The 19880-nt window shown below is 44.4% G+C and carries 16 protein-coding genes; 9 read left to right on the plus strand and 7 right to left on the minus strand.

What is annotated here, in order from left to right:
- Positions 1-209: 209 nt before the first annotated feature.
- The 7 genes from R7P67_RS11630 (at position 210) to purT (ending at position 7799) form a co-directional block, all read left to right on the plus strand.
- Positions 210-899 carry an NAD(P)H-binding protein gene (locus R7P67_RS11630; protein ID WP_053350419.1) on the plus strand — a complete coding sequence of 230 codons (690 nt, stop codon included), beginning with the start codon at positions 210-212 and terminating at the stop codon, positions 897-899.
- 200 nt (positions 900-1099) lie between these two features.
- A complete protein-coding gene (locus tag R7P67_RS11635; protein ID WP_005377885.1) occupies positions 1100-2473 on the plus strand; it encodes an L-cystine transporter in 1374 nt (457 codons plus the stop codon).
- 157 nt (positions 2474-2630) lie between these two features.
- A complete protein-coding gene (sbcB, locus tag R7P67_RS11640) occupies positions 2631-4052 on the plus strand; it encodes an exodeoxyribonuclease I (RefSeq protein WP_085569561.1) in 1422 nt (473 codons plus the stop codon).
- A 55-nt stretch (positions 4053-4107) separates the two neighbouring features.
- Positions 4108-4482, plus strand: coding sequence for a CidA/LrgA family protein (locus R7P67_RS11645; protein WP_005397786.1), 375 nt, complete (start codon positions 4108-4110; stop codon positions 4480-4482).
- A gap of 1 nt (position 4483) precedes the next feature.
- Positions 4484-5161: an LrgB family protein gene (locus R7P67_RS11650; protein WP_005377888.1), complete on the plus strand. Its 678-nt coding sequence runs from the start codon at positions 4484-4486 to the stop codon at positions 5159-5161.
- Positions 5162-5592: 431 nt separating this feature from the next.
- Complete coding sequence (gene cdd / locus R7P67_RS11655; RefSeq protein ID WP_206959126.1) at positions 5593-6480, plus strand: cytidine deaminase; 888 nt, start codon at positions 5593-5595, stop codon at positions 6478-6480.
- Positions 6481-6623: 143 nt separating this feature from the next.
- A complete protein-coding gene (purT, locus tag R7P67_RS11660) occupies positions 6624-7799 on the plus strand; it encodes a formate-dependent phosphoribosylglycinamide formyltransferase (RefSeq protein ID WP_017633939.1) in 1176 nt (391 codons plus the stop codon).
- Positions 7800-7871: 72 nt separating this feature from the next.
- On the opposite strand, the gene R7P67_RS11665 is transcribed toward purT, so the two are convergent.
- Positions 7872-8522 carry a thiopurine S-methyltransferase gene (locus R7P67_RS11665; protein ID WP_262652490.1) on the minus strand — a complete coding sequence of 217 codons (651 nt, stop codon included), beginning with the start codon at positions 8520-8522 and terminating at the stop codon, positions 7872-7874.
- 315 nt (positions 8523-8837) lie between these two features.
- On the opposite strand from R7P67_RS11665, the gene R7P67_RS11670 reads away from it, so the two are divergent.
- Positions 8838-9617: a phosphoribosylglycinamide formyltransferase gene (locus R7P67_RS11670; RefSeq protein ID WP_025766820.1), complete on the plus strand. Its 780-nt coding sequence runs from the start codon at positions 8838-8840 to the stop codon at positions 9615-9617.
- A 121-nt stretch (positions 9618-9738) separates the two neighbouring features.
- Here the strand turns inward: R7P67_RS11670 and ihfA are convergent, their stop codons facing one another.
- Positions 9739-10035, minus strand: coding sequence for an integration host factor subunit alpha (gene ihfA / locus R7P67_RS11675; RefSeq protein ID WP_005377899.1), 297 nt, complete (start codon positions 10033-10035; stop codon positions 9739-9741).
- Between the two features lie 534 nt (positions 10036-10569).
- Between ihfA and R7P67_RS11680 the strand changes: the two genes are divergently transcribed.
- Positions 10570-11451 (plus strand): AEC family transporter, encoded by an 882-nt coding sequence (locus tag R7P67_RS11680; RefSeq protein WP_005377901.1) that lies wholly within the window; start codon positions 10570-10572, stop codon positions 11449-11451.
- A 213-nt stretch (positions 11452-11664) separates the two neighbouring features.
- Here R7P67_RS11680 and pheT read toward each other — a convergent pair whose 3' ends face one another.
- From pheT to R7P67_RS11705, 5 genes are all read right to left on the minus strand, one after another.
- Positions 11665-14070: a phenylalanine--tRNA ligase subunit beta gene (pheT, locus tag R7P67_RS11685; protein WP_318085968.1), complete on the minus strand. Its 2406-nt coding sequence runs from the start codon at positions 14068-14070 to the stop codon at positions 11665-11667.
- A gap of 18 nt (positions 14071-14088) precedes the next feature.
- Positions 14089-15072: a phenylalanine--tRNA ligase subunit alpha gene (gene pheS, locus R7P67_RS11690; RefSeq protein ID WP_005385470.1), complete on the minus strand. Its 984-nt coding sequence runs from the start codon at positions 15070-15072 to the stop codon at positions 14089-14091.
- A 191-nt stretch (positions 15073-15263) separates the two neighbouring features.
- On the minus strand, positions 15264-16439 hold the full coding sequence (locus R7P67_RS11695; RefSeq protein ID WP_213898280.1) for a hypothetical protein: 1176 nt from the start codon (positions 16437-16439) through the stop codon (positions 15264-15266).
- 10 nt (positions 16440-16449) lie between these two features.
- The gene (locus R7P67_RS11700) at positions 16450-17241 is read right to left on the minus strand and encodes an outer membrane lipoprotein-sorting protein (RefSeq protein WP_025766823.1); all 792 of its coding nucleotides are present in this window, start codon (positions 17239-17241) and stop codon (positions 16450-16452) included.
- Positions 17242-17259: 18 nt separating this feature from the next.
- Entirely contained in the window at positions 17260-19638 is a 2379-nt protein-coding gene (locus tag R7P67_RS11705) for an efflux RND transporter permease subunit (protein ID WP_262652492.1), read from the minus strand.
- Between the last annotated feature and the right edge of the window lie 242 nt (positions 19639-19880).

The following is a 19880-nucleotide window of genomic DNA, read 5'->3' on the forward strand; positions in this document are numbered from 1 at the left end:
CTGTTGTTCAAGAGGTCTTGTTCAGCGACAGTTTTTGCGCGCCCACTATTGTATACACTTGCATCCAATTGGGGCAGCGCTAATCAAGTTTATCTCAGGATAGTCTGCCGAGTTCGCAGAGCGTCTCACCTTTCTTGCACGAGATTATAAGTAACTCGTTGAAATCCGCTACAATAGCTTAGACTATGTTCCCATATAGGAGAAAAGATATGGATAACAACACCTGCGCAATCATCGCCGGTGCAACTGGCTTAGTAGGCTCAAAAGTCATTGCAAACCTCATAAATCAATCAGGTGTTGGTACCTTATATTATCTTTCTCGCCGCCCACTCGATGGCGTCCTAGATGTGGACAACAAGCTTATTCCTCTCATTGATGCAGACCTTTCTATCCACCAATGGGATGAGAACCAACCAACACCAACCATCGGCTTTATCTGTTTAGGCACGACCCTTAAGCAAGCAGGCAGTAAGGATAATTTGCGTAGAGTAGATGTTGATCTGGTGTGCAAAGTCGCCCAACAAATGAAAACAATCGGAGTCAAACGCCTTGCGGTTGTTTCTAGCCTCGGTGCAAATAGTAAATCGCCATCCCATTACTTAGCTTGTAAAGGACAAATGGAACAACGAATCGAAGCTATGGATTTTGAGGAAATCGTATTTGTTCGCCCAGGCCCGCTTGTTGGTCAACGTCAAAACCCAAGAATGGACGAGAAGTTAGTACAAACTCTGTTTAAGGTAATTCGCCCACTTATGCTAGGCAAACTGTCCAACTTTTTACCTATTCGAGCAGAAGATGTCGCCAAAGCGATGATTTATCAACTTTTCAGTTATCAAGAAGACTCGGTGGTTTACTTACAAAGGAAAGAAATGCGTGACTTACTGCATCACTACGAATAACCATTTTGTACAATTAACGTGCTAATTCACACTCTCACGCGACTTAGATCTCGTTTTTATATTCATTTTAGATCTAGCTAATACCCGTTTGTCATTTTTAAAGTTATATCACGAGCGTTATCTTACGCTCCATAAATAAATCCGTATAAAACCCCGTATAAAAAACAACCGCCACTTCGGCTGGTTGATAAGGTCAAATTATGAATTTTGCAGTGATAGCCTCTCTAGCCGTCTTTGTTGGAATATTGTTCTTTCTATTTAATCAGCAACAAAAGAAACACACTCTTTCACGTCTCGTTTTGATCGGTCTTGTTACCGGTTCTCTTTTTGGTCTTGCTTTGCAACTCATTCACGGTGAAGGCAACAGCGCAATTGCTCAAACACTTGAATGGGTAGGCATTGTAGGCAGTGGCTACGTTGGTCTACTGAAAATGGTCATCATGCCACTAGTATTGGTATCGATGATCTCTGCAGTTGTTAAGTTGGAGAAAGGTGGATCTTTAGGTAAAATTTCTGGCCTGACCATCTCTGTTCTTCTAGTAACGACTGCAATTGCTGCACTTATCGGTATTTTGGTGACAACGACATTTGGCCTGTCAGCAGAAGGGTTAACTGAAGGTGCGCGTGAAACCGCTCGTATCGCCGTTTTAGAAAGCCGTGCCGGTACAGTAAGTGACTTAACTATTCCTCAAATGCTAGTTAGCTTCATTCCAACCAACCCATTTGCTGATCTAACAGGTGCTCGCTCGACATCAATTATCGCTGTTGTGATTTTCGGCGTGTTAACTGGTATCGCCGCTCGTAAAGTGATGATGGAAAAAGCAGAGTTGGAATCACCGATTCGTACTTTCGTAGAAGCTGCTCAATCTATCGTTATGCGATTAGTGAAGATGATCATGGCCCTAACGCCATACGGCATCGCAGCACTGATGGCAAAAGTGGTAGCGACATCAAGCGCAGGCGACATCCTAAACCTACTTGGCTTTATTGTGGCGTCTTATGTTGCTATCGCACTGATGTTTGTTGTTCATGGCGTATTAGTCTCTTTTGTCGGCGTTAGCCCTGCGGAATACTTTAAGAAAATCTGGCCTGTACTGACCTTCGCGTTTACATCTCGTAGCTCAGCAGCAACAATTCCACTAAACGTAGAAGCGCAAATCACGAAGCTTAACGTACCACCAGCGATTGCAAACCTATCAGCATCGTTTGGTGCCACTATCGGCCAAAACGGCTGTGCGGGTATCTATCCTGCAATGCTTGCAGTGATGGTAGCTCCGACAATGGGCATCAACCCACTTGATCTACACTTTATCCTGTCATTGATTGCGATTATCACCATCAGCTCATTTGGTATTGCAGGTGTCGGCGGCGGTGCGACGTTTGCAGCCTTGATTGTTCTTCCTGCAATGGGCTTACCTGTGACCATCGCGGCACTGCTTATCTCTATTGAACCACTGATTGACATGGCACGTACCGCACTAAACGTTTCAGGCTCAATGACTGCGGGTACAATTGCTAGCCGAGTGCTGAAGTCACCAGAAAGTGAAGCAACATTGGAAGAAACACGAGCATAGAACTCAAATTCCTTCCAAAGCGATAAAACGTAAAATATCAAGCCGATGGTTCGCCATCGGCTTTTTTCATTTTCAAAAATTCAACTTGCATCTTTCGTTGCTAGTCAAGGCGTTGAATGGTCTAATACTGTCATCGGTTTTGTAAACGGTAAGCAGAATGCACCAAGATAATCAGCCCACTTTTTTCTTCTTTGATTATGAGACATGGGGAACCAACCCCGCGAAAGATCGCCCAAGCCAGTTCGCTGGTGTTCGTACAGATGAAAACTTTAATATCATCGGCGAGCCTTTAGTCATGTACTGCCAGCCACCTGCTGATTATCTTCCGTCTCCTGAAGCTGCACTTATTACTGGTATTACTCCGCAAAAAACGGTTCAAGAAGGCCTTTCTGAGCCAGAGTTTATCGCTAAGATTCACGCTGAACTCGCGAAACCCAATACTACCAGTTTAGGCTACAACAGCATTCGCTTTGATGACGAAGTGACCCGTTATACTTGTTATCGCAACTTTATCGATCCATACGCATGGAGTTGGCAAAACGGTAACTCACGTTGGGATTTACTCGATGTACTACGCGCGTGCCATGCCCTTCGCCCAGAAGGCGTAGAATGGCCAGAAAACGAAGATGGCTTCACTAGCTTTAAATTAGAACACTTGTCTGTGGCTAACGGCATAGAACATAGTAACGCGCACGATGCCATGGCAGATGTGGTTGCGACTATCGAAATGGCAAAGAAAGTAAAAGCAGCGCAACCAAAATTGTTTGATTACTTTTTTTCTATGCGCCAAAAGCGCAAGCTCAATGATTTAGTCGACATCGTCAACATGACACCGTTGATGCACGTTTCAGGCATGCTAGGGCGCGAATGCCAGTACACTAGCTGGATTGTGCCTGTTGCTTGGCATCCAACCAATAATAACGCCGTTATCACCATCGATTTAGCGAAAGACCCTCAACCTATTCTTGAGCTATCCGCAGAAGAGCTGCACGAAAGACTCTACACGAAGCGCGAAGATCTTGGTGAATTGCTACCAGTGCCAGTTAAACTAGTTCATTTGAACAAATGCCCTATTCTCGCCCCTGCAAAAACGTTAACGGCTGAAAATGCAGAGTCTATTGGCATTGATCGCCAACAATGTCTCGCCAATCTCGCTTTGTTGCGCCAACATCCTGAAATTAGAGAAAAGCTGATTAGCCTCTTTTCAGTCGAGCGCAAATTCGATAAAAGTGATGACGTCGATACACAACTTTACGACGGGTTCTTTTCTCCAGCCGATCGCGCAGCTATGGATATCATTCGCGAAACCGATCCGAATAATCTTGCTGCATTAGACATTGAATTTGATGACAAGCGCATTAAACCTCTATTGTTCCGCTATCGTGCGCGTAACTTCCCAGGCACATTAGACGAGCAAGAACAAAGACGCTGGGCATTACACTGTCGAGAAGTGTTTGAAAGCCAAATTGAAGAGTACATGCTGAATTTAGAAAACTTAGTTCACGAACATGAAAGTGACGAAAAGAAGATTGCGATATTAAAATCCGTGTACCGTTATGTAGAGAGCTTAGCTTCTTAACTCCTCCTAATACAAGCGCACCTTATGGTGTGCTTGTTGTTTATATACTGTCAAAATGATTAAAGAACGATTCTTACAACTGATCCAACTGCTCATTTCAATCTTCCTCATCATGGGGGCACTTGGCATCGGAATTACCATTCAAAAGTTCACTGGCGTTTCCGTCCCAGGAAGTGTCATCGGTATGCTCGTACTGTTTTTCTCTATGACTCTTGGGCTTGTAAAGGTCGATTGGGTCAAACCGGGCGCCACGCTATTTATCCGCTACATGATTTTGTTGTTCGTTCCTATTAGCGTGGGATTAATGCAACATTTCGATATGCTACTCGCTAATGCCCTCCCTATCATTGCTAGCGCAGTTGGAGGCTCACTCATTGTACTAGTCAGCCTCGCTTGGCTGCTGGACTACTTGCTAAAGGAGAAGCACTGATATGTGGTTAGTTGTTACCATTGCGGTTTTTCTTGTCGCGCGCCAAATCGCAATCAAAGTGAATAATCCTCTAGCAAATCCTTTGCTGATCAGTATTGCAGTGCTCATTCCTTTGCTTACTTACTTAAATGTACCGTTTGAAACGTATTATGCGGATAACGAAGGGATCAGTTTTTTACTTCAACCAGCCGTAGTTGCTCTGGCTTACCCGCTATATGAACAACTACCACAGATTAAAGCAAACTGGCGAATCATCACTTTTGCTTGCACAGTAGGCAGTGTGATGTCGATGATGACAACCACCTTGATCGCAGTCGCTTTCAAAGCAGATATCAGTTTAATCGCAAGTCTAGTGGGTAAATCCGTCACTACGCCAATAGCAATGGAAATTTCGAGTCACCTCGGTGGTGAAGCTGCCGTTGCGGCGATCTTGGTTCTGATTGTTGGTTTATTGGGCGCGATTTTGGCATACCCAATTTACAACTTAATTGGAATTAAACACCCGATTGCACGTGGTCTGACAATGGGTACAGTCTCTCATGCCTTAGGCACCGCTACTTGTGCAGAGAAACAGCCCATAGATGCCGCGTTCTCATCACTCGCATTGGTTTTATGTGGGATCATAACTTCTATTTTGGCTCCAAGTTTTTTTGCTTTGGCGGTCTGGCTATATCAATAGTTAAGCGCTCTCGGTCTGCCCTCCTTCCGGCAGGCCGTAGCCTTTCCGTTTCTTACTTATCCCTTTTCAAAACCCTATCTTATCTATCAAACTCACCCAGTAATATCGTGAAGGGACTTGACTGAGATATACATTCATAGCATGAGCATTCTAGGTGCTACCACTCGCTCTAGATTACGTAGGTATAAAGTAGCGTAGCGGTAAAAGTCGCGTTAGTAACATACTCCTGCTCCTTGGTCATATGAATATATACTGATATGGTTAATTGTGAGACGGAGATAACGCTTCACACCTGTGCAATCGAATACATGTGTGAGCTCACTCTAATTATGTAACAGAATTATCAATTGCATTATTTATCGTGATCTAACGCACGGAACATTTCTATCTTTCACATAGAATAACTGTCCATGCAATAACAAGGATTCAACATGAAAAGTCGCATTGAACAGGCGCTAGCAGGCGCTCCAGAAGCACTTTCCAAACAACTTGCTCCTATCATCCAAGCTGATGATTTTGATGCTACGCTTTCAGTTCAACAATTTGAGCAGTTGCTTTCAGCTACCGGTCTATCAGACAAAGAGCTTCGTGTTGCGCTACTTCCTTTTGCCGCAGCGTACTCCTATGCTCCCCTTTCTGACTTTTATGTCGGCGCTATCGTTCGTGGTCTTTCAGGTCGCCTTTACTTCGGTGCCAACATGGAATTCTTTGGTGTACAGTTGGGTCAAACGGTTCACGCAGAGCAGTCTGCGATTAGCCATGCTTGGATGAAAGGCGAACGTGGTGTTAAGGATATCACTATCAACTTCAGCCCATGTGGTCACTGCCGCCAGTTCATGAATGAGTTATCTACCGCAAACGAGCTTAAAATCCAGCTCCCAGAACGCGAAGAAAAGTCACTTCATGAATACCTGCCTGAAGCCTTTGGACCAAATGATCTCGGTATCGAGTCCGGCTTAATGGCAGAAGTTAAACACCAATTCTCATGTGATGATGAAGACGCACTCATCCAAACTGCAGTTGAAGCGATGAACATGAGCCACTCTCCATACACCAACAACTTGAGTGGTTTAGCATTAGAGATGACTAGCGGTCGTGTATTCCAAGGCGCTTATGCAGAAAATGCAGCGTTTAATCCTAGCTTGCCACCGCTACAAGTTGCGCTAATCCAAGTTTTACTTGCGGGTGAAACCTTTGACAGCATCAAAGCCGCTGCATTGGTAGAGAACTCAGAAGGTAAGATCAGTCATTTAGCCGATACGCAATCAACGTTGGAAGCGTTGAATCCAGATATTCCGCTTAGTTTTGTCAACGTATAAACGACAAATTCAACAAAAAGCTCTACAACATGTAGAGCTTTTTTATTACCTAAAAACCAAAAGCAAACGTTTGCTTTGTCATAAAACTTCAGTATGATCTCCTGCAATTTCTGTCTCATCACTCTATTTTGTAAGGGAACACTATGTTTGGCACTGCAACTAGCGCAAATGCTACCCGTGTATTACTTTTAGGCTCTGGCGAACTCGGTAAAGAAGTCGCCATTGAATGCCAGAGACTTGGTTTAGAAGTGATTGCTTGTGATCGCTATGCCAATGCTCCAGCGATGCAAGTCGCTCACCGTAGTTATGTTATCGACATGTTAGATGGGAACGCCTTAGAAGAAGTTATTACGAAGGAACAACCTACTTACGTCGTACCAGAAATTGAAGCCATCGCAACCGGCAAACTGGTAGAGCTTGAAGAGAAAGGACTGAATGTTGTTCCAACCGCTAAGGCAACCAGGCTAACAATGAATCGTGAAGGTATCCGACGTTTGGCAGCAGAAGAACTGGAATTGACGACTTCACCTTATCGTTTTGCAGATAACTTTGAAGACTTCAAAGCCGCGGTTGAGCATGTGGGTATTCCGTGCGTGGTGAAGCCTGTGATGAGCTCTTCAGGTAAAGGGCAAAGTGTTATCAAGACCGAAGACGACGTTACAAAAGCATGGGATTACGCTCAGGAAGGCGGGCGTACGGGTGCAGGTCGCGTTATCGTGGAAGGTTTTATCGACTTCGATTACGAAATCACTTTATTGACCATCAGAGCCGTTGACGGTGTGCATTTCTGTGCTCCAATTGGTCATCGTCAGGAAGATGGCGACTACCGCGAATCATGGCAACCGCAAACTATGTCAGAAAACGCAGTAAAAGCAGCTGAATACACGGCTGAGAAAGTGGTAAACGCGCTCGGTGGCTACGGCATCTTTGGTGTAGAGCTATTTGTTAAAGGCGATAAAGTCATTTTCAATGAGGTCTCTCCTCGCCCTCACGATACGGGCATGGTTACAATGATTTCACAGGAAATGTCTGAGTTTGCTCTCCACGTGCGCGCGTTTACCGGAATGCCAATTAATAATATTGTGCAATATGGCCCATCTGCGTCTGCTGTTATTCTTGGACAAGGAACTTCCACAAACATTCGCTTTGAAAACCTAAGCAAAGCTTTAGCTCAACCTCAAACACAAGTTCGTCTATTCGGTAAGCCAGAAATCGATGGCCGCCGCCGTTTAGGTGTTGTCCTTACGCGACGAAAAACCACCGAAGAAGCCGTTCAAGATGCTGTTGAAAGTGCTTCAAAAGTGAATATCATTTATTAAATACGAACCACTCATACAAAAATAGCGCAGCTCAAATTGCTGCGCTATTTCGTGTTCCAAACCGAAGAGAGCCTATTCACTCTCGATTAAGTACACTTCTTCAGAGAAGCGACTTAAGCCTTTTTTCGCAATTTTAGGATGATTCTCGTCAGCTTCATCTACGTTCAAACAAGTAACTTTGTAACCTGAAAATAACTGCTCTATCTCTTCGTCCGGCACGCTAAATGGAGGCCCCGCCATCTCTTCTTGAGGATAGTTGAGTGTAACAAGCAAAATACGACCGCCTGGGTTCAGCAGTTGCTTGAGACGCCCTACATACTCCTCTCGCATATCTTGCGGTAAAGCAACCAACGCGGCGCGATCATAAATGATATCGGCTTGAGATACTGGTGCAGTGAAAAAGTCCCCAGTATAAATAGAGAGCTCATCAAATTGATAAAGCTCGTGCATGCCATTAAGAGGCGTTACCGTTGGCGTGTAAAAATGTTCAGCAAAAAAGGCACGCACAGCAATATGGCTTAGCTCAACACCTTCAACCGAATCATGCTTCATCGCTAGCCAAATCAAGTCTTCTGACTTTCCACATAAAGGAACTAACACTTTATCTTCACGCTTTGGATTAGTGTGTTTCCAATATACTGGTAATAGCGGGTTTACATCTTCCAAGTGAAATCCGATCTGATTGCTGGCCCATTTGTTATGCCAAAATTCTTGGTCTCTCATTTTACTTTCTACTTGTCGGCTGTTTTCATTTTGAGAGGTAAGACTAACGTTTTTTTTCAATTTGTCTATGCCGTTCATCTTTGGTTAATACTGCGGTGATAGGATGTAATCGGTCTCATAGGAGACGCGCCTTTATCTGATAATCAGAATAAAGAAAAGAGAAATGGTGATCTAACGCACGATTCTACTTCAAGATAAAACTGAAACCTTGGAATCTTTCGTAATGGCCCCATTTATAAGTTAGTACCTGATTTGCCGAACTTAGCGACCTTTATGTTCCCTATTTTCTAAGTACAAGCAAGTTAAGGAGAGTGAATGAGCTTATTTCTTCGTACTACAGCATTGATGCTTTTGGTACTTAGCCGTGCACCGGCATTTGCCGCACTTCCAATTACCCCTGCGCCTAGTGGCGAACAAAATCGTTCAACCAGCCAAAACGAAGTTTGTTCGAAACTTTTTAAACACAGCCTTAGCGGTTTATATGGCATTCAGTCAATCGACACCACACCAACTCAGCCATATTCTGACTTCGACATCCTTTACAGCAAAGCTCACCAAGCACAATTTGAACTTGAAACTATCTGTAAGAGTACCGCACTTCTTAATGACGCTCAGCCATACTTCGCAGGCGTGAAATCCAAACAACGAGCAGAAGAAAAGATAGCTTTAGAGTTAGATGGGAAAGTTGAACGTATTACTGACCTAGCACGTGCAACGATTGTAGCTGAAGACGTCGCGAGCTTAGTCTCCATTTATGAAACGTTAGAGCGTGAAACAACGATTGTGAAAGTAAAAAATCGATTCAAAAAACCTGGCCCTTCAGGATATAGAGACTTGAACTTGCTCGTTCGTTTACCAAAAACAAACCTAGTAGCCGAAGTTCAACTGCACTTGAAAGCAATCGCAGATGTAAAAAGCGGTCCCGAACACGACCTATACGAAAAAATCCAGAAACTAGAACGTCAAGCGATGTTGGAAAAACGTGAGCTAAGCGAAATAGAGCTTGCCTCTATTCGCAACATGCGTACACAGTCTAAGAACTTGTACCAACAAGCATGGCAACCATACTTAACAACGCATCTAGAAGCGGCGTAACCGATATCATTAAGCGTCTCTCATAAACAGAAAAACCACCGCATTGCGGTGGTTTTCATTTGTATGCACACGAATTTTACGCAAAAAAAGACCACGCCTTAGCGTGATCCATTTATTCGGCTTACTGTACTTTCTTCAGGTTTTCTACACGAGCTTTTAACTTCTGACCCGGGCGAAAAGTCACTACACGTCGAGCAGTAATTGGAATATCTTCACCAGTTTTCGGGTTACGACCAGGTCGTTCATTCTTGTCACGAAGATCAAAGTTACCAAAACCTGACAGTTTTACCTGTTCGCCACTTTCCAGTGCCTTACGAATCTCTTCAAAGAACACTTCCACCGTTTCCTTGGCGTCCCGCTTACTAAATCCTAATTTATCAAACAGGTTTTCTGCCAGTTCGGCTTTTGTGAGCGCCATAAAACTTTCCTCAAAGCTATGTTAAACAATGCTACGTTAGTGTAGCGCCAGAGCAGTTTTACCCTACCAATTCAACAACATATCGGGGTTACATCAGGAAGTGTATGACAAGCTTATGATTTTCGCCAACTTTTTTCTTGGCGAACAAAAGGAATAGCACTACGTAAATTATTGTTAAACGCCAGAAATTTGATATTTTTGTTTTTGTTTCATCTTTATCAGGAAAAACATCCAGATTATAAAACTAAAAGTAGTTTAAATATCAACATTAAACACTATTTAATAAAAATATCAGATATTGGTTATTTAACAGACACTTGACATAGAACTTGTCGTAAATTCAGTGATTTGTATGTAACTCGATACGTAACAATTAGATTAAAAGGTATGACCACCTGTACTTTGCAACTGTGCTTTGAAAGCTTGATTAAACCCACGCTTCTCGCTGTTTAACGATGACGCCATATATAAAGATTGATAATGTGGAAGTTCGTGTATTTCCTCATTGGCTTCTTACACTGCTTCTAGGCGACCATGATTAATCAAATCATAAATATTCTTTTCCCTGTTTTTGCTCTTGTCGGAGTTGGCTATTTGGTCGGTCGTTACATCAAGCCTGACTTTCGCCCAATAAACCGCATTAATATTGAGGTGTTTACGCCAGCACTGGTATTTTCGTCACTCGTTAGCATGCCGCTCGATTCAAATCAGGGGCCGCTTCTTTTGGCGGCAATTGTTGCGGTTTTAATTCCCGCACTACTCATGATCCCGGTATGTCGATGGACGTCACTCTCGTTTAAAACCTGGGCGCCACCACATATGTTTCGGAATAGCGGAAATCTAGCTATTCCTTTGTTTACCTATACGTTTGGAGAAATTGCGCTGTCGTCAGCAGTGCTTTTATTTGTCGTGTCAGCATGCTTGCATATCAGCTTAGGCGTAATGCTGCTTAGTCATGGCAACCCTTTTAAGCAAATAGTCAAGATGCCAATCTTTTTAGCAGCGTCGTTGGCTCTGTTTCTCAACGTGTCAAATGTGGGTGCATGGGCGCCTTTATACGAAGCCACTGCTCTACTTGGGCAAGCGGCCGTACCCGTGATGCTTTTATCTCTGGGGGCACAAATGTGTCATTTACGGTTGGACGGTTTAAAGATTGGTGTGTTGTGTACCGTGCAGTCACTGGCAACTGGTGCTGTCGCTTTTGCACTTATTTATTGGTTAATTCCCCTTCCAACGATGCAATTGCAAATGATGGTGCTCTTCACAATGCTGCCGCCAGCCGTCATGAATTACCTATTTGCGGAAAGGCTGAATATAGAACCCATGAAAGTGGCGTCAATGGTACTATTTGGCAACTTTTTCAGCATTCTTACGCTGCCTCTTCTGCTTAGCTATACCCTCTCACTCGCTGCCTAACCGCCAACAAGCTATCGTTAGCGTGTATTAGCTGAAAAACAATACGTTCCTAATCTCGGGTAAGGGCCATCCCTAGTTTGGTCTAGTATTTTAAAGTAATGAGGGATGGTGCGAGCAGTAAGGAACTTGAACAACGATAAGGTAATCCTAAAAATAAAAAACCCTGCCAAACTGGCAGGGTTTTCATTTCTTAAGAAGATACGTTACGCGAGATTAGTCACGCAGAGACGCACCAAACTTCTCAGAAACGTGAGCAACGATAGCGTCAACCGCACCAGCGATATCTGCATCTTCAAGCGTACGCTCAAGTGACTGTAGAGTCAGAGCGATTGCTAGGCTCTTCTTACCATCTTCAACGCCTTTACCTACGTAAACGTCGAACAGTTTCGCATCTTTAAGGAACTCGCCACCTTGCTCTAGACAAGCGTTAACGATGTCACCAGATGCAACAGCTTCATCCACTACTACCGCGATATCACGACGGTTTGAAGGGAATTTAGAAAGTGCTACCGCTTCTGGGATCACTTTGCTGTTGATTGCAGACCATTCGATTTCGAATACGATAGTACGACCGTTTAGACCGAACTTACGCTCAAGCTCAGGGTGAACGGTACCGATCACGCCTACTTCTTTGCCGTCTACGATGATTGCCGCAGATTGACCTGGGTGAAGAGCTGGATTAGCTTTTTTGCTTTCAGGTGACAGTGCAGCGAAAGAGTACGCTTTTTCGTTTGCAGATAGCTCTAGAATCGCTTCTAGATCGCCTTTAAGATCGAAGAAATCAACGGTGTTAGTTTCAATATCCCAGTGCTCTTCACCGCGAGTACCAGCAATAACACCTGCAAGCATCGGCTCTTGGCGCATGCCGTTTTCTGCAGTTTCACATGGGATGAAACGTAGGCCGTATTCGAATAGACGAACGCGTGGCTGTTGACGCTTCTGGTTGTGAACAACCGTGTTCAGCAGACCTTGGATAAGACCAAGACGCATTGCTGACATGTCTGCAGAAATTGGGTTTGGAAGCACTAGAGGCTCAACACCAGGTACAACTAGCTTTTGTTGCTCAGGCTCAACGAAGCTGTATGTAATTGCTTCGTGGTAACCGCGGTCAACAAGAAGATCACGAACGCGTTTCAGTGGAAGATCCGCTTCAACGTGGTTGTGCATCTTAAGTGCTGCTGCTGGGTGTTGGTTAGGAATGTTGTCGTAACCGTAGATACGGCCAACTTCTTCAATCAGGTCTTGCTCGATAGCGATATCGAAACGCCATGTTGGCGCAACTGCCATCCAACCTTCTTCTGAAGCTTCAACAGTCAAACCTAGACGCTCTAGGATTTCTACTACGTCGCTATCTGCAATGTGGTGACCTAGCAGGTTGTCTAGCTTAGTACGACGTAGAGCAACTTTGTTTGGCTTAGGTAGGTCTGCTTCAGACTCTACTGCAACAACAGGTGCTACTTCACCACCACAGATCTCAACTAGAAGCTGAGTTGCACGCTCCATTGCGCTTACTTGCAGTGCGTAATCTACACCACGCTCGAAACGCATTGAAGAATCAGTGTGCAGACCGTAGCTACGTGCGCGACCACGAATATGGTCAGGTGCAAAGAATGCACACTCTAGTAGAACGTCTTTAGTCTCAGTTGTTACACCAGACTCTTCACCACCAAAGATACCTGCGATTGCAAGTGCTTTGTTGTGGTCAGCAACTACTAGTGTATCTGCGTTTAGTTCTGCTTCGTTGCCGTCAAGAAGCGTTAGCTTCTCACCTTGCTCTGCCATACGAACTACGATGCCACCTTCGATCTTCGCTAGATCGAATGCGTGCATTGGTTGGCCTTGCTCTAGAAGAACGTAGTTAGTGATATCTACCACAGGGTCGATAGAGCGAATACCACAACGACGCAGTTTCTCTTGCATCCATAGTGGCGTTTCAGCTTGAACGTTTACGTTCTTAACTACACGACCTAGGTAACGTGGACACGCAGCTGGCGCTTTCACTTCGATAGACACTTTATCGTCGATTGAAGGGGCAACTGCTTCTACTAATGGCTCTGTCACGTCAGCACGGTTTAGTACGCCAACTTCACGAGCTAGACCACGAATGCTGAAACAGTCAGCGCGGTTTGCTGTTAGGTCTACGTCTACTGTTACGTCGTCTAGACCTAGGAATTCACGGAAATCAGTACCGATTACTGCGTCTTCTGCTAGTTCCATGATGCCGTCTGACTCAACGTCGATACCTAGTTCAGTGAACGAACAAAGCATGCCGTGAGATGGCTGGCCACGTAGTTTCGCTTTTTTGATTTTGAAATCACCTGGAAGAACAGCACCAACTGTTGCGACTGCTACTTTCAGACCTTGGCGACAGTTAGGTGCGCCACAAACAATGTCTAGAAGCTCTTCTTCACCCACGTCAACTTTAGTTACGCGCAGTTTGTCTGCATCTGGGTGTTGGCCACATTCAACAACGTGACCGACTTTAACGCCAGTAAAAGAACCAGCAACAGGAAGAACGTCGTCTACCTCTAGGCCGGCCATTGTAATTTGGTGAGTTAGCTCGTCAGTAGTAACCGCAGGGTTTACCCACTCACGAAGCCATGATTCGCTGAATTTCATGTTGATGAACCCTCTGGATTACTTGAACTGTTTTAGGAAACGAAGATCGTTCTCGAAGAACGCACGTAGGTCGTTCACGCCGTAACGAAGCATTGTTAGACGCTCAACACCCATACCGAATGCGAAACCAGAGTATTTTTCAGGATCGATACCTACGCTACGTAGCACGTTCGGGTGAACCATACCGCAGCCTAGTACTTCTAACCATTTACCGTTTTTGCCTTTCACGTCTACTTCAGCTGAAGGCTCAGTGAATGGGAAGTAAGATGGACGGAAACGTACTTCTACTTCTTCTTCGAAGAAGTTACATAGGAAATCGTGCAGGATGCCTTTCAGCTGAGCAAAGTTTACGTTCTCATCAACCAGCATGCCTTCCACTTGGTGGAACATTGGCGTGTGCGTTTGGTCGTAGTCGTTACGGTATACACGGCCTGGTGCGATGAAACGGAATGGTGGTTTACCATTTTCCATCGTACGGATCTGTACGCCTGACGTATGAGTACGAAGCATCAAGTCTGGGTTGAAGAAGAAAGTATCGTGGTCAGTACGCGCTGGGTGATCAGCTGCGATGTTTAGCGCATCGAAGTTGTGGAATGCATCTTCGATCTCTGGGCCTGCCTCGGTGTTAAAACCGAGTTCGCCAAAGAACTTCTCAATACGCTCTACAGTACGAGTTACTGGGTGTAAACCACCGTTTTCAATACGACGACCTGGTAGTGTTACGTCGATTGTTTCTGCTGCTAGTTTCGCTTCAAGCTCAGCACGTTGTAGTGCATCTTTACGAGCTGCGATAGCTTGCTGAACTACGCCTTTCGCTTTGTTGATCTCTTGACCAGCTTCACGGCGTTCTTCTGGTGGTAGTTTGCCTAGGCTTTGAAGTTGAGCAGTTAGCTCACCTTTTTTACCCAGATACTGAACACGCACTTCATCAAGTGCGACTAGCGATTCGGCAGCTTCAATTGCAGTGCTCGCGCTAGCAATGATCTCTTCTAGATGTTGCATCGTTTCCTCATCTACCTGTAGGTAGTGTCCATAAGGGAGTGATTGGTTTTTTGATAGCTGTACATAGTAGCCAAACCGGGCACCAATGCCAAATTGAATTACGAAAAGAAGAGGTTATTGAATAAAAAGAGCACAAAAACGTCAAAAATGTCATCTTTAGTTAATCTGCCGTTTAGTTGTGCCCTTTTGTTTTAGAAATAGTATTGAATAGATAGCTCGATAAAATCGTCATCTCTAGCAAAGTAGAGCAAATCATTTGGTGTTTCATTTTTAAACAACCAAGCATCAATTTGCCACTTAACGTGATTCGATATTCGGCTCGACGCCTCTAACTTAGCATTGTAAACATCAGCGTTATCTAAATCCTTCGTGATTCCCGTCAATACTTCCGTTCCGTCCTCATCATTGAGCGCCCAACGAATACCTGCAAACACATCATTTTGACCGATAGTTTGTGCGTTGTTCCCTCGACTGTCATAGAGGTACTCACCAATAACTCCCACATCCCAAACCGTGTCAAATGCACCGACGAAGGTATACTCAAAACCCGTCACAAGACCGACATGATTATCAGCGCTATCTCGATAAACACTTTCTAGTTTCCATAACCAATCGCCAACAATTCCTTGCACATCGAGACCGACATGACTCATCAGAGCGTAGTAAGGCTTTAATTCTCCGTACTCAAAACGAAAGTAGGGATCCCGGTTTGTTCCATATAAATAGCTTAGGCCTACGTCCCAATCGCCAAGCATTTTCGAATATCGAAAAGCCACATCTACGTGCTTCTCTTCTCTGCTTGATTCATAGATAGCATCATCAGAGACAACGGGTTCGGTTCGCAAGCGGCCATCTGTACCCGCAAACGTTCGCTCCCTAAAGTAAGGTAACAACATTGCGTGGACGGTGCCCCAGTCTTTGAAAGAGGTAAAATGTAACATCGGCTGACCGAGTTTATCTTCACCATCGACAGCTTCAATGGCATCTGTTTGGTTTACTACATCAACTAAATGGGCTGATTCAGTCACTCCCCAAAAGACCTTACTAATCCCAACTCGAAGCTCATAATCATCCCAATAAGTCAGATAAAGTGCCTCTCGTATGTCACCATGACTTCGCTCATCGTCTAGACCATCCAGACGATAGAAAGGTGTGAAAGTAAAGTTTGCATCACCATTTTGCATCTCCCAGTAAAATTCTGGCTGCAAAACCAATGACGTTTGCGCTTTGCTCTGACCCTGAGAGCCCGTTTTAAAAAACTGACGATGCTCAATATTGACTTGTCCTGCGAGCTCGACGGCAGTCAGAGGCATCGAGTAAAAAAAGGCTGCTGCACTAAGCAACAACCCAGCATTTAATCGCTTCATTTTTCCTCCACTACCTCACTCGCTTCAACACATTCTTATGAAAGTCATTGTCTTGTAATCCAGTGTTAAAACGCATTTCGCTAGTCGTTAGCTCAGTACTTTTTCCTGTTTGATGGTTTGTCATCGCCATAGTGTGCGCTCGCCAATATTGGTTGAGATATTGCTTGTAATCGGAAAAAGAAAGCGTTTTTAACAAAGAGCCTTTGCGGTCGTAAAACTCAACTTTAAGTGGACGATAATGCGCTTTATCTAACCACACCGTTTGCTTGGTATAACCTGAGTTCTTATCGGTCGGAATTTGCTCTACGACGAAAACATCTTGCCCGTTTATGCTGTCATCTTTTAGGTAGTTGAAACGGTATTTTTCAATCTCAAAGGAACTGAGATCCTCATACGCGAATTCACTGCCCATAAAAGGACCTGATTTGTTACGCGACGAAATACGTTTCACACGTTTCAGTGCAGGAAGGTAAAGCCATTGGTCATCGGCACCCACCGTATGAGAATGGTTGAGAAACGCCGTGCCTTTTACATCTCTCGGTTCATCAAATATCGTGAGCCCTTTGTCACCATCGCCATCAACTTCGAGTGATTGTAAGCGCATTAAACGTGTGCTGCTTTCTCCTTGCGCGTTTCGCAGAATCATTTGCATCGTAGCAACAGAATCCCCCCACCCTTCATCACGGGCTTTGCGCTCTTGGGCAATTTCTAGTCCTTTGGCTTCATCCGCCAACACCGCATGACTCATAATAAGCGAGACAGAAAGTACTGATACTTTTAAGGCATTTTTTACTAAATTCATGTTCGATCCTTTAATTCGTTATGACTGAGTAACAGCCGTGGTTTGAGAGCCAGTTGATTTAAGCTTATTTCGGCGCTCCACCTCGTCGTAAACGCCTTTGTCAAACAACATCAGTAGAGTCGGTAGGAAGATGAAATCCACAACAAGGGCAATAAAGATGACAATGGCACTCAGCTGTCCCATATCGGCATTTAAACGGAAGCTCGACATCGCCAGAACAGAGAAACCAGCAACAAGCACGACCGTCGTAATCCAAAGTGCGCGCCCCACGGTACGAAAGGCGTAGCGAACCGCTTGCTCCGCACTGTGGCCATCTTTACGAGCGTGTTGATATTTAGAAAGAAAGTGAACGGCGTCATCGACAACAACACCAAGCGTTAATGTCACAACGACAGACAATCCCAAGTTAATCTCGCCAGAAACCAGCGCCCAAATACCAAAACCAATAAGCGCAGGAGCAATATTCGGGACAAGACTAATTAAGCCAAGCTTGAACGAACGCAAGGCAAAGATCAGTAATGCAGAGATTAAGACAAGAGTAATGGGCAAGGTTGACAGCATGCTGGCCATATTCGTTTCACCAATATGCGCAAACATCAATGAAGGACTAGACGCAACAACATCATATTGAGGCGCGTTTTCGTTAAACCATTGGTAAATGCGATTTTCCAAATCAACAAGCTCGACGCTGCCCAAGTTCTCCACGGTGAGAACCATCTTGATCGACGACTTATCTACATTGATTTGGTTGTTCAAATCTAAACCATACGGTAGTGACATTTCATAAAGCAGCAGATATTGAGCCGCTAATTCTCTGTCTTGAGGGAGCGAGTAATAAGCCTGATCATCTCCATGCATGTTCTTGTTTAGGCGCTTATAAACATCGCTCAAGGTCGCAACATGGTCCGTTTCTGGCTGCAACCTTAGCCAGTCAGTAAATTTACCCACGTAATTGAGAAAATTAGGATCGGCAATGCCCTGCGATTCGTTGGTTTTTATCGCGATACTGATGTTCGCCATGCCACTGATTCGCTCTTCCATAAAATCAGCCGCTCGGCGAAATTCATTGCTATGGCCAAAGTACTCGACGGATTCATCATTGACTTTGTTCAGCGGAATCAAGCTCGCACTCGCGACAATAACAAGCACCGACAACGGCAATAACGCATGTCGCTTTGACACCACGAAATCTCCTAAATGATCCATAAAGTGCTTTCTTTCATCAGAAGTATCCGACTTCACCGTAACCGGAAGGATATTAAGCAAGGCGGGAAGTAACGTGATGGAAAGGAAACAAGCAACCATGACGCCAAGGGCTGATAGGTTGCCGAAATCTCTCAGGATTGGAGAATCCGACATATTCATCATTAAAAAGCCGATCGCGGTGGTAATGGAGGTAATCAAGATAGGCATGAAATTGAGCGCAATACTTCGCTCAATAGAGTGGGCTTTACTAAAGCCGTTTTGCATAGACTGACGCATTGTCGCGATGATGTGTACACAGTCTGCGACGGCAAGCGTCATCACCAAGGTAGGCACATTAACAGTCGCCGTGCTTAAGAACATACCAGCCCATCCTGACAAGCCCATTGTAACCATAACCGAGCCGATAATAACGATGAGCGTCGCGATGACGCTAAGCAATGAGCGCAACATGATGGTCAGAAACACCAATATCACTAGTAACATAGTAGGCACTAATGTTGCGCTATCATCTTGGGCTGCGGTCATAAACGCGTAGTTCATTGCAATAATACCAGCCTTGTGGAATTCGGTGTCTGGGTACACTTGCTGATAACGCTCAATCATTCCGTTTATGTAAGCAACCACCTCTTGTACTTCAGCAGTTTTATCTATTTCAGGGAGTTGGACCGTAATGTTTACGACCGTGACATCTCCTTTTTCAGAAATCAGTGAACTTTTCAAAACCGGCTCACTCAACGCAATACTTTTGACTTTCTCTATTCGTTGAGGTGTCAATTCATATTCGCTATACAGTAAGTCTTCGACAAGAAGATCATCTTCAAACGCTTCGGTATGCTGGTAGTTGGCGAGGGAATCAACGCGGGTGGAGTATGGAACTTGCCACGCCTCGTCAGTGATCTGCTGAATAAGAGATAATGTGCTAGGAGTAAAAACAGTGCCGCTCTTTGGCGCTATAACCAAAGCAAGACTGTCAGATTTTGCAAAGGTGGTTTGAATTTCATCAAACGCAAGTAACTGCTCATTTGTTCCATCAAAGAAGATGTCGTAATCTCCTCTAAAGTAAAGATTTTTTCCTCCAATAGTTGCTATGACAATCAATAAAACGGTAGCAAGCATCACCAATACACTGTAATTCGTTGGTAGCTTACCCCACCCTGAACGGGCGTATTGTTGAACGTTGTGATGTGGCATCACACTCTCCTTTTGTGACGTTTCGTCAAATTTAAAAACTAAAAAAACAGCAAATGCTGTAAATAACCAGACAAACTCGACATGCAAACTTTAGATCGAATGAATTTGGCTACATAAGTCAGTTTTTAGTAACTTCCTATGCTTCTCGTGATCATTGGCTGAACGCCAACCCTCGAGATTTAATGACGATTCGTCACAATAGTGCGATAAAAAAGCCAACCATAACGTCAGATTGGCCTTTC

Source organism: Vibrio sp. Vb0937, from assembly GCF_033338855.1.

Excerpts from the sequence above, each read along its gene's own strand:
- R7P67_RS11630 (WP_053350419.1), top strand. The coding sequence starts at position 210 with ATGGATAACAACACCTGCGCAATCATCGCCGGTGCAACTGGCTTAGTA.
- R7P67_RS11635 (WP_005377885.1), top strand. The coding sequence starts at position 1,100 with ATGAATTTTGCAGTGATAGCCTCTCTAGCCGTCTTTGTTGGAATATTG.
- sbcB (WP_085569561.1), top strand. The coding sequence starts at position 2,631 with ATGCACCAAGATAATCAGCCCACTTTTTTCTTCTTTGATTATGAGACA.
- R7P67_RS11645 (WP_005397786.1), top strand. The coding sequence starts at position 4,108 with ATGATTAAAGAACGATTCTTACAACTGATCCAACTGCTCATTTCAATC.
- R7P67_RS11650 (WP_005377888.1), top strand. The coding sequence starts at position 4,484 with ATGTGGTTAGTTGTTACCATTGCGGTTTTTCTTGTCGCGCGCCAAATC.
- cdd (WP_206959126.1), top strand. The coding sequence starts at position 5,593 with ATGAAAAGTCGCATTGAACAGGCGCTAGCAGGCGCTCCAGAAGCACTT.
- purT (WP_017633939.1), top strand. The coding sequence starts at position 6,624 with ATGTTTGGCACTGCAACTAGCGCAAATGCTACCCGTGTATTACTTTTA.
- R7P67_RS11665 (WP_262652490.1), bottom strand. The coding sequence starts at position 8,522 with ATGAGAGACCAAGAATTTTGGCATAACAAATGGGCCAGCAATCAGATC.
- R7P67_RS11670 (WP_025766820.1), top strand. The coding sequence starts at position 8,838 with ATGAGCTTATTTCTTCGTACTACAGCATTGATGCTTTTGGTACTTAGC.
- ihfA (WP_005377899.1), bottom strand. The coding sequence starts at position 10,035 with ATGGCGCTCACAAAAGCCGAACTGGCAGAAAACCTGTTTGATAAATTA.
- R7P67_RS11680 (WP_005377901.1), top strand. The coding sequence starts at position 10,570 with ATGATTAATCAAATCATAAATATTCTTTTCCCTGTTTTTGCTCTTGTC.
- pheT (WP_318085968.1), bottom strand. The coding sequence starts at position 14,070 with ATGAAATTCAGCGAATCATGGCTTCGTGAGTGGGTAAACCCTGCGGTT.
- pheS (WP_005385470.1), bottom strand. The coding sequence starts at position 15,072 with ATGCAACATCTAGAAGAGATCATTGCTAGCGCGAGCACTGCAATTGAA.
- R7P67_RS11695 (WP_213898280.1), bottom strand. The coding sequence starts at position 16,439 with ATGAAGCGATTAAATGCTGGGTTGTTGCTTAGTGCAGCAGCCTTTTTT.
- R7P67_RS11700 (WP_025766823.1), bottom strand. The coding sequence starts at position 17,241 with ATGAATTTAGTAAAAAATGCCTTAAAAGTATCAGTACTTTCTGTCTCG.
- R7P67_RS11705 (WP_262652492.1), bottom strand. The coding sequence starts at position 19,638 with ATGCCACATCACAACGTTCAACAATACGCCCGTTCAGGGTGGGGTAAG.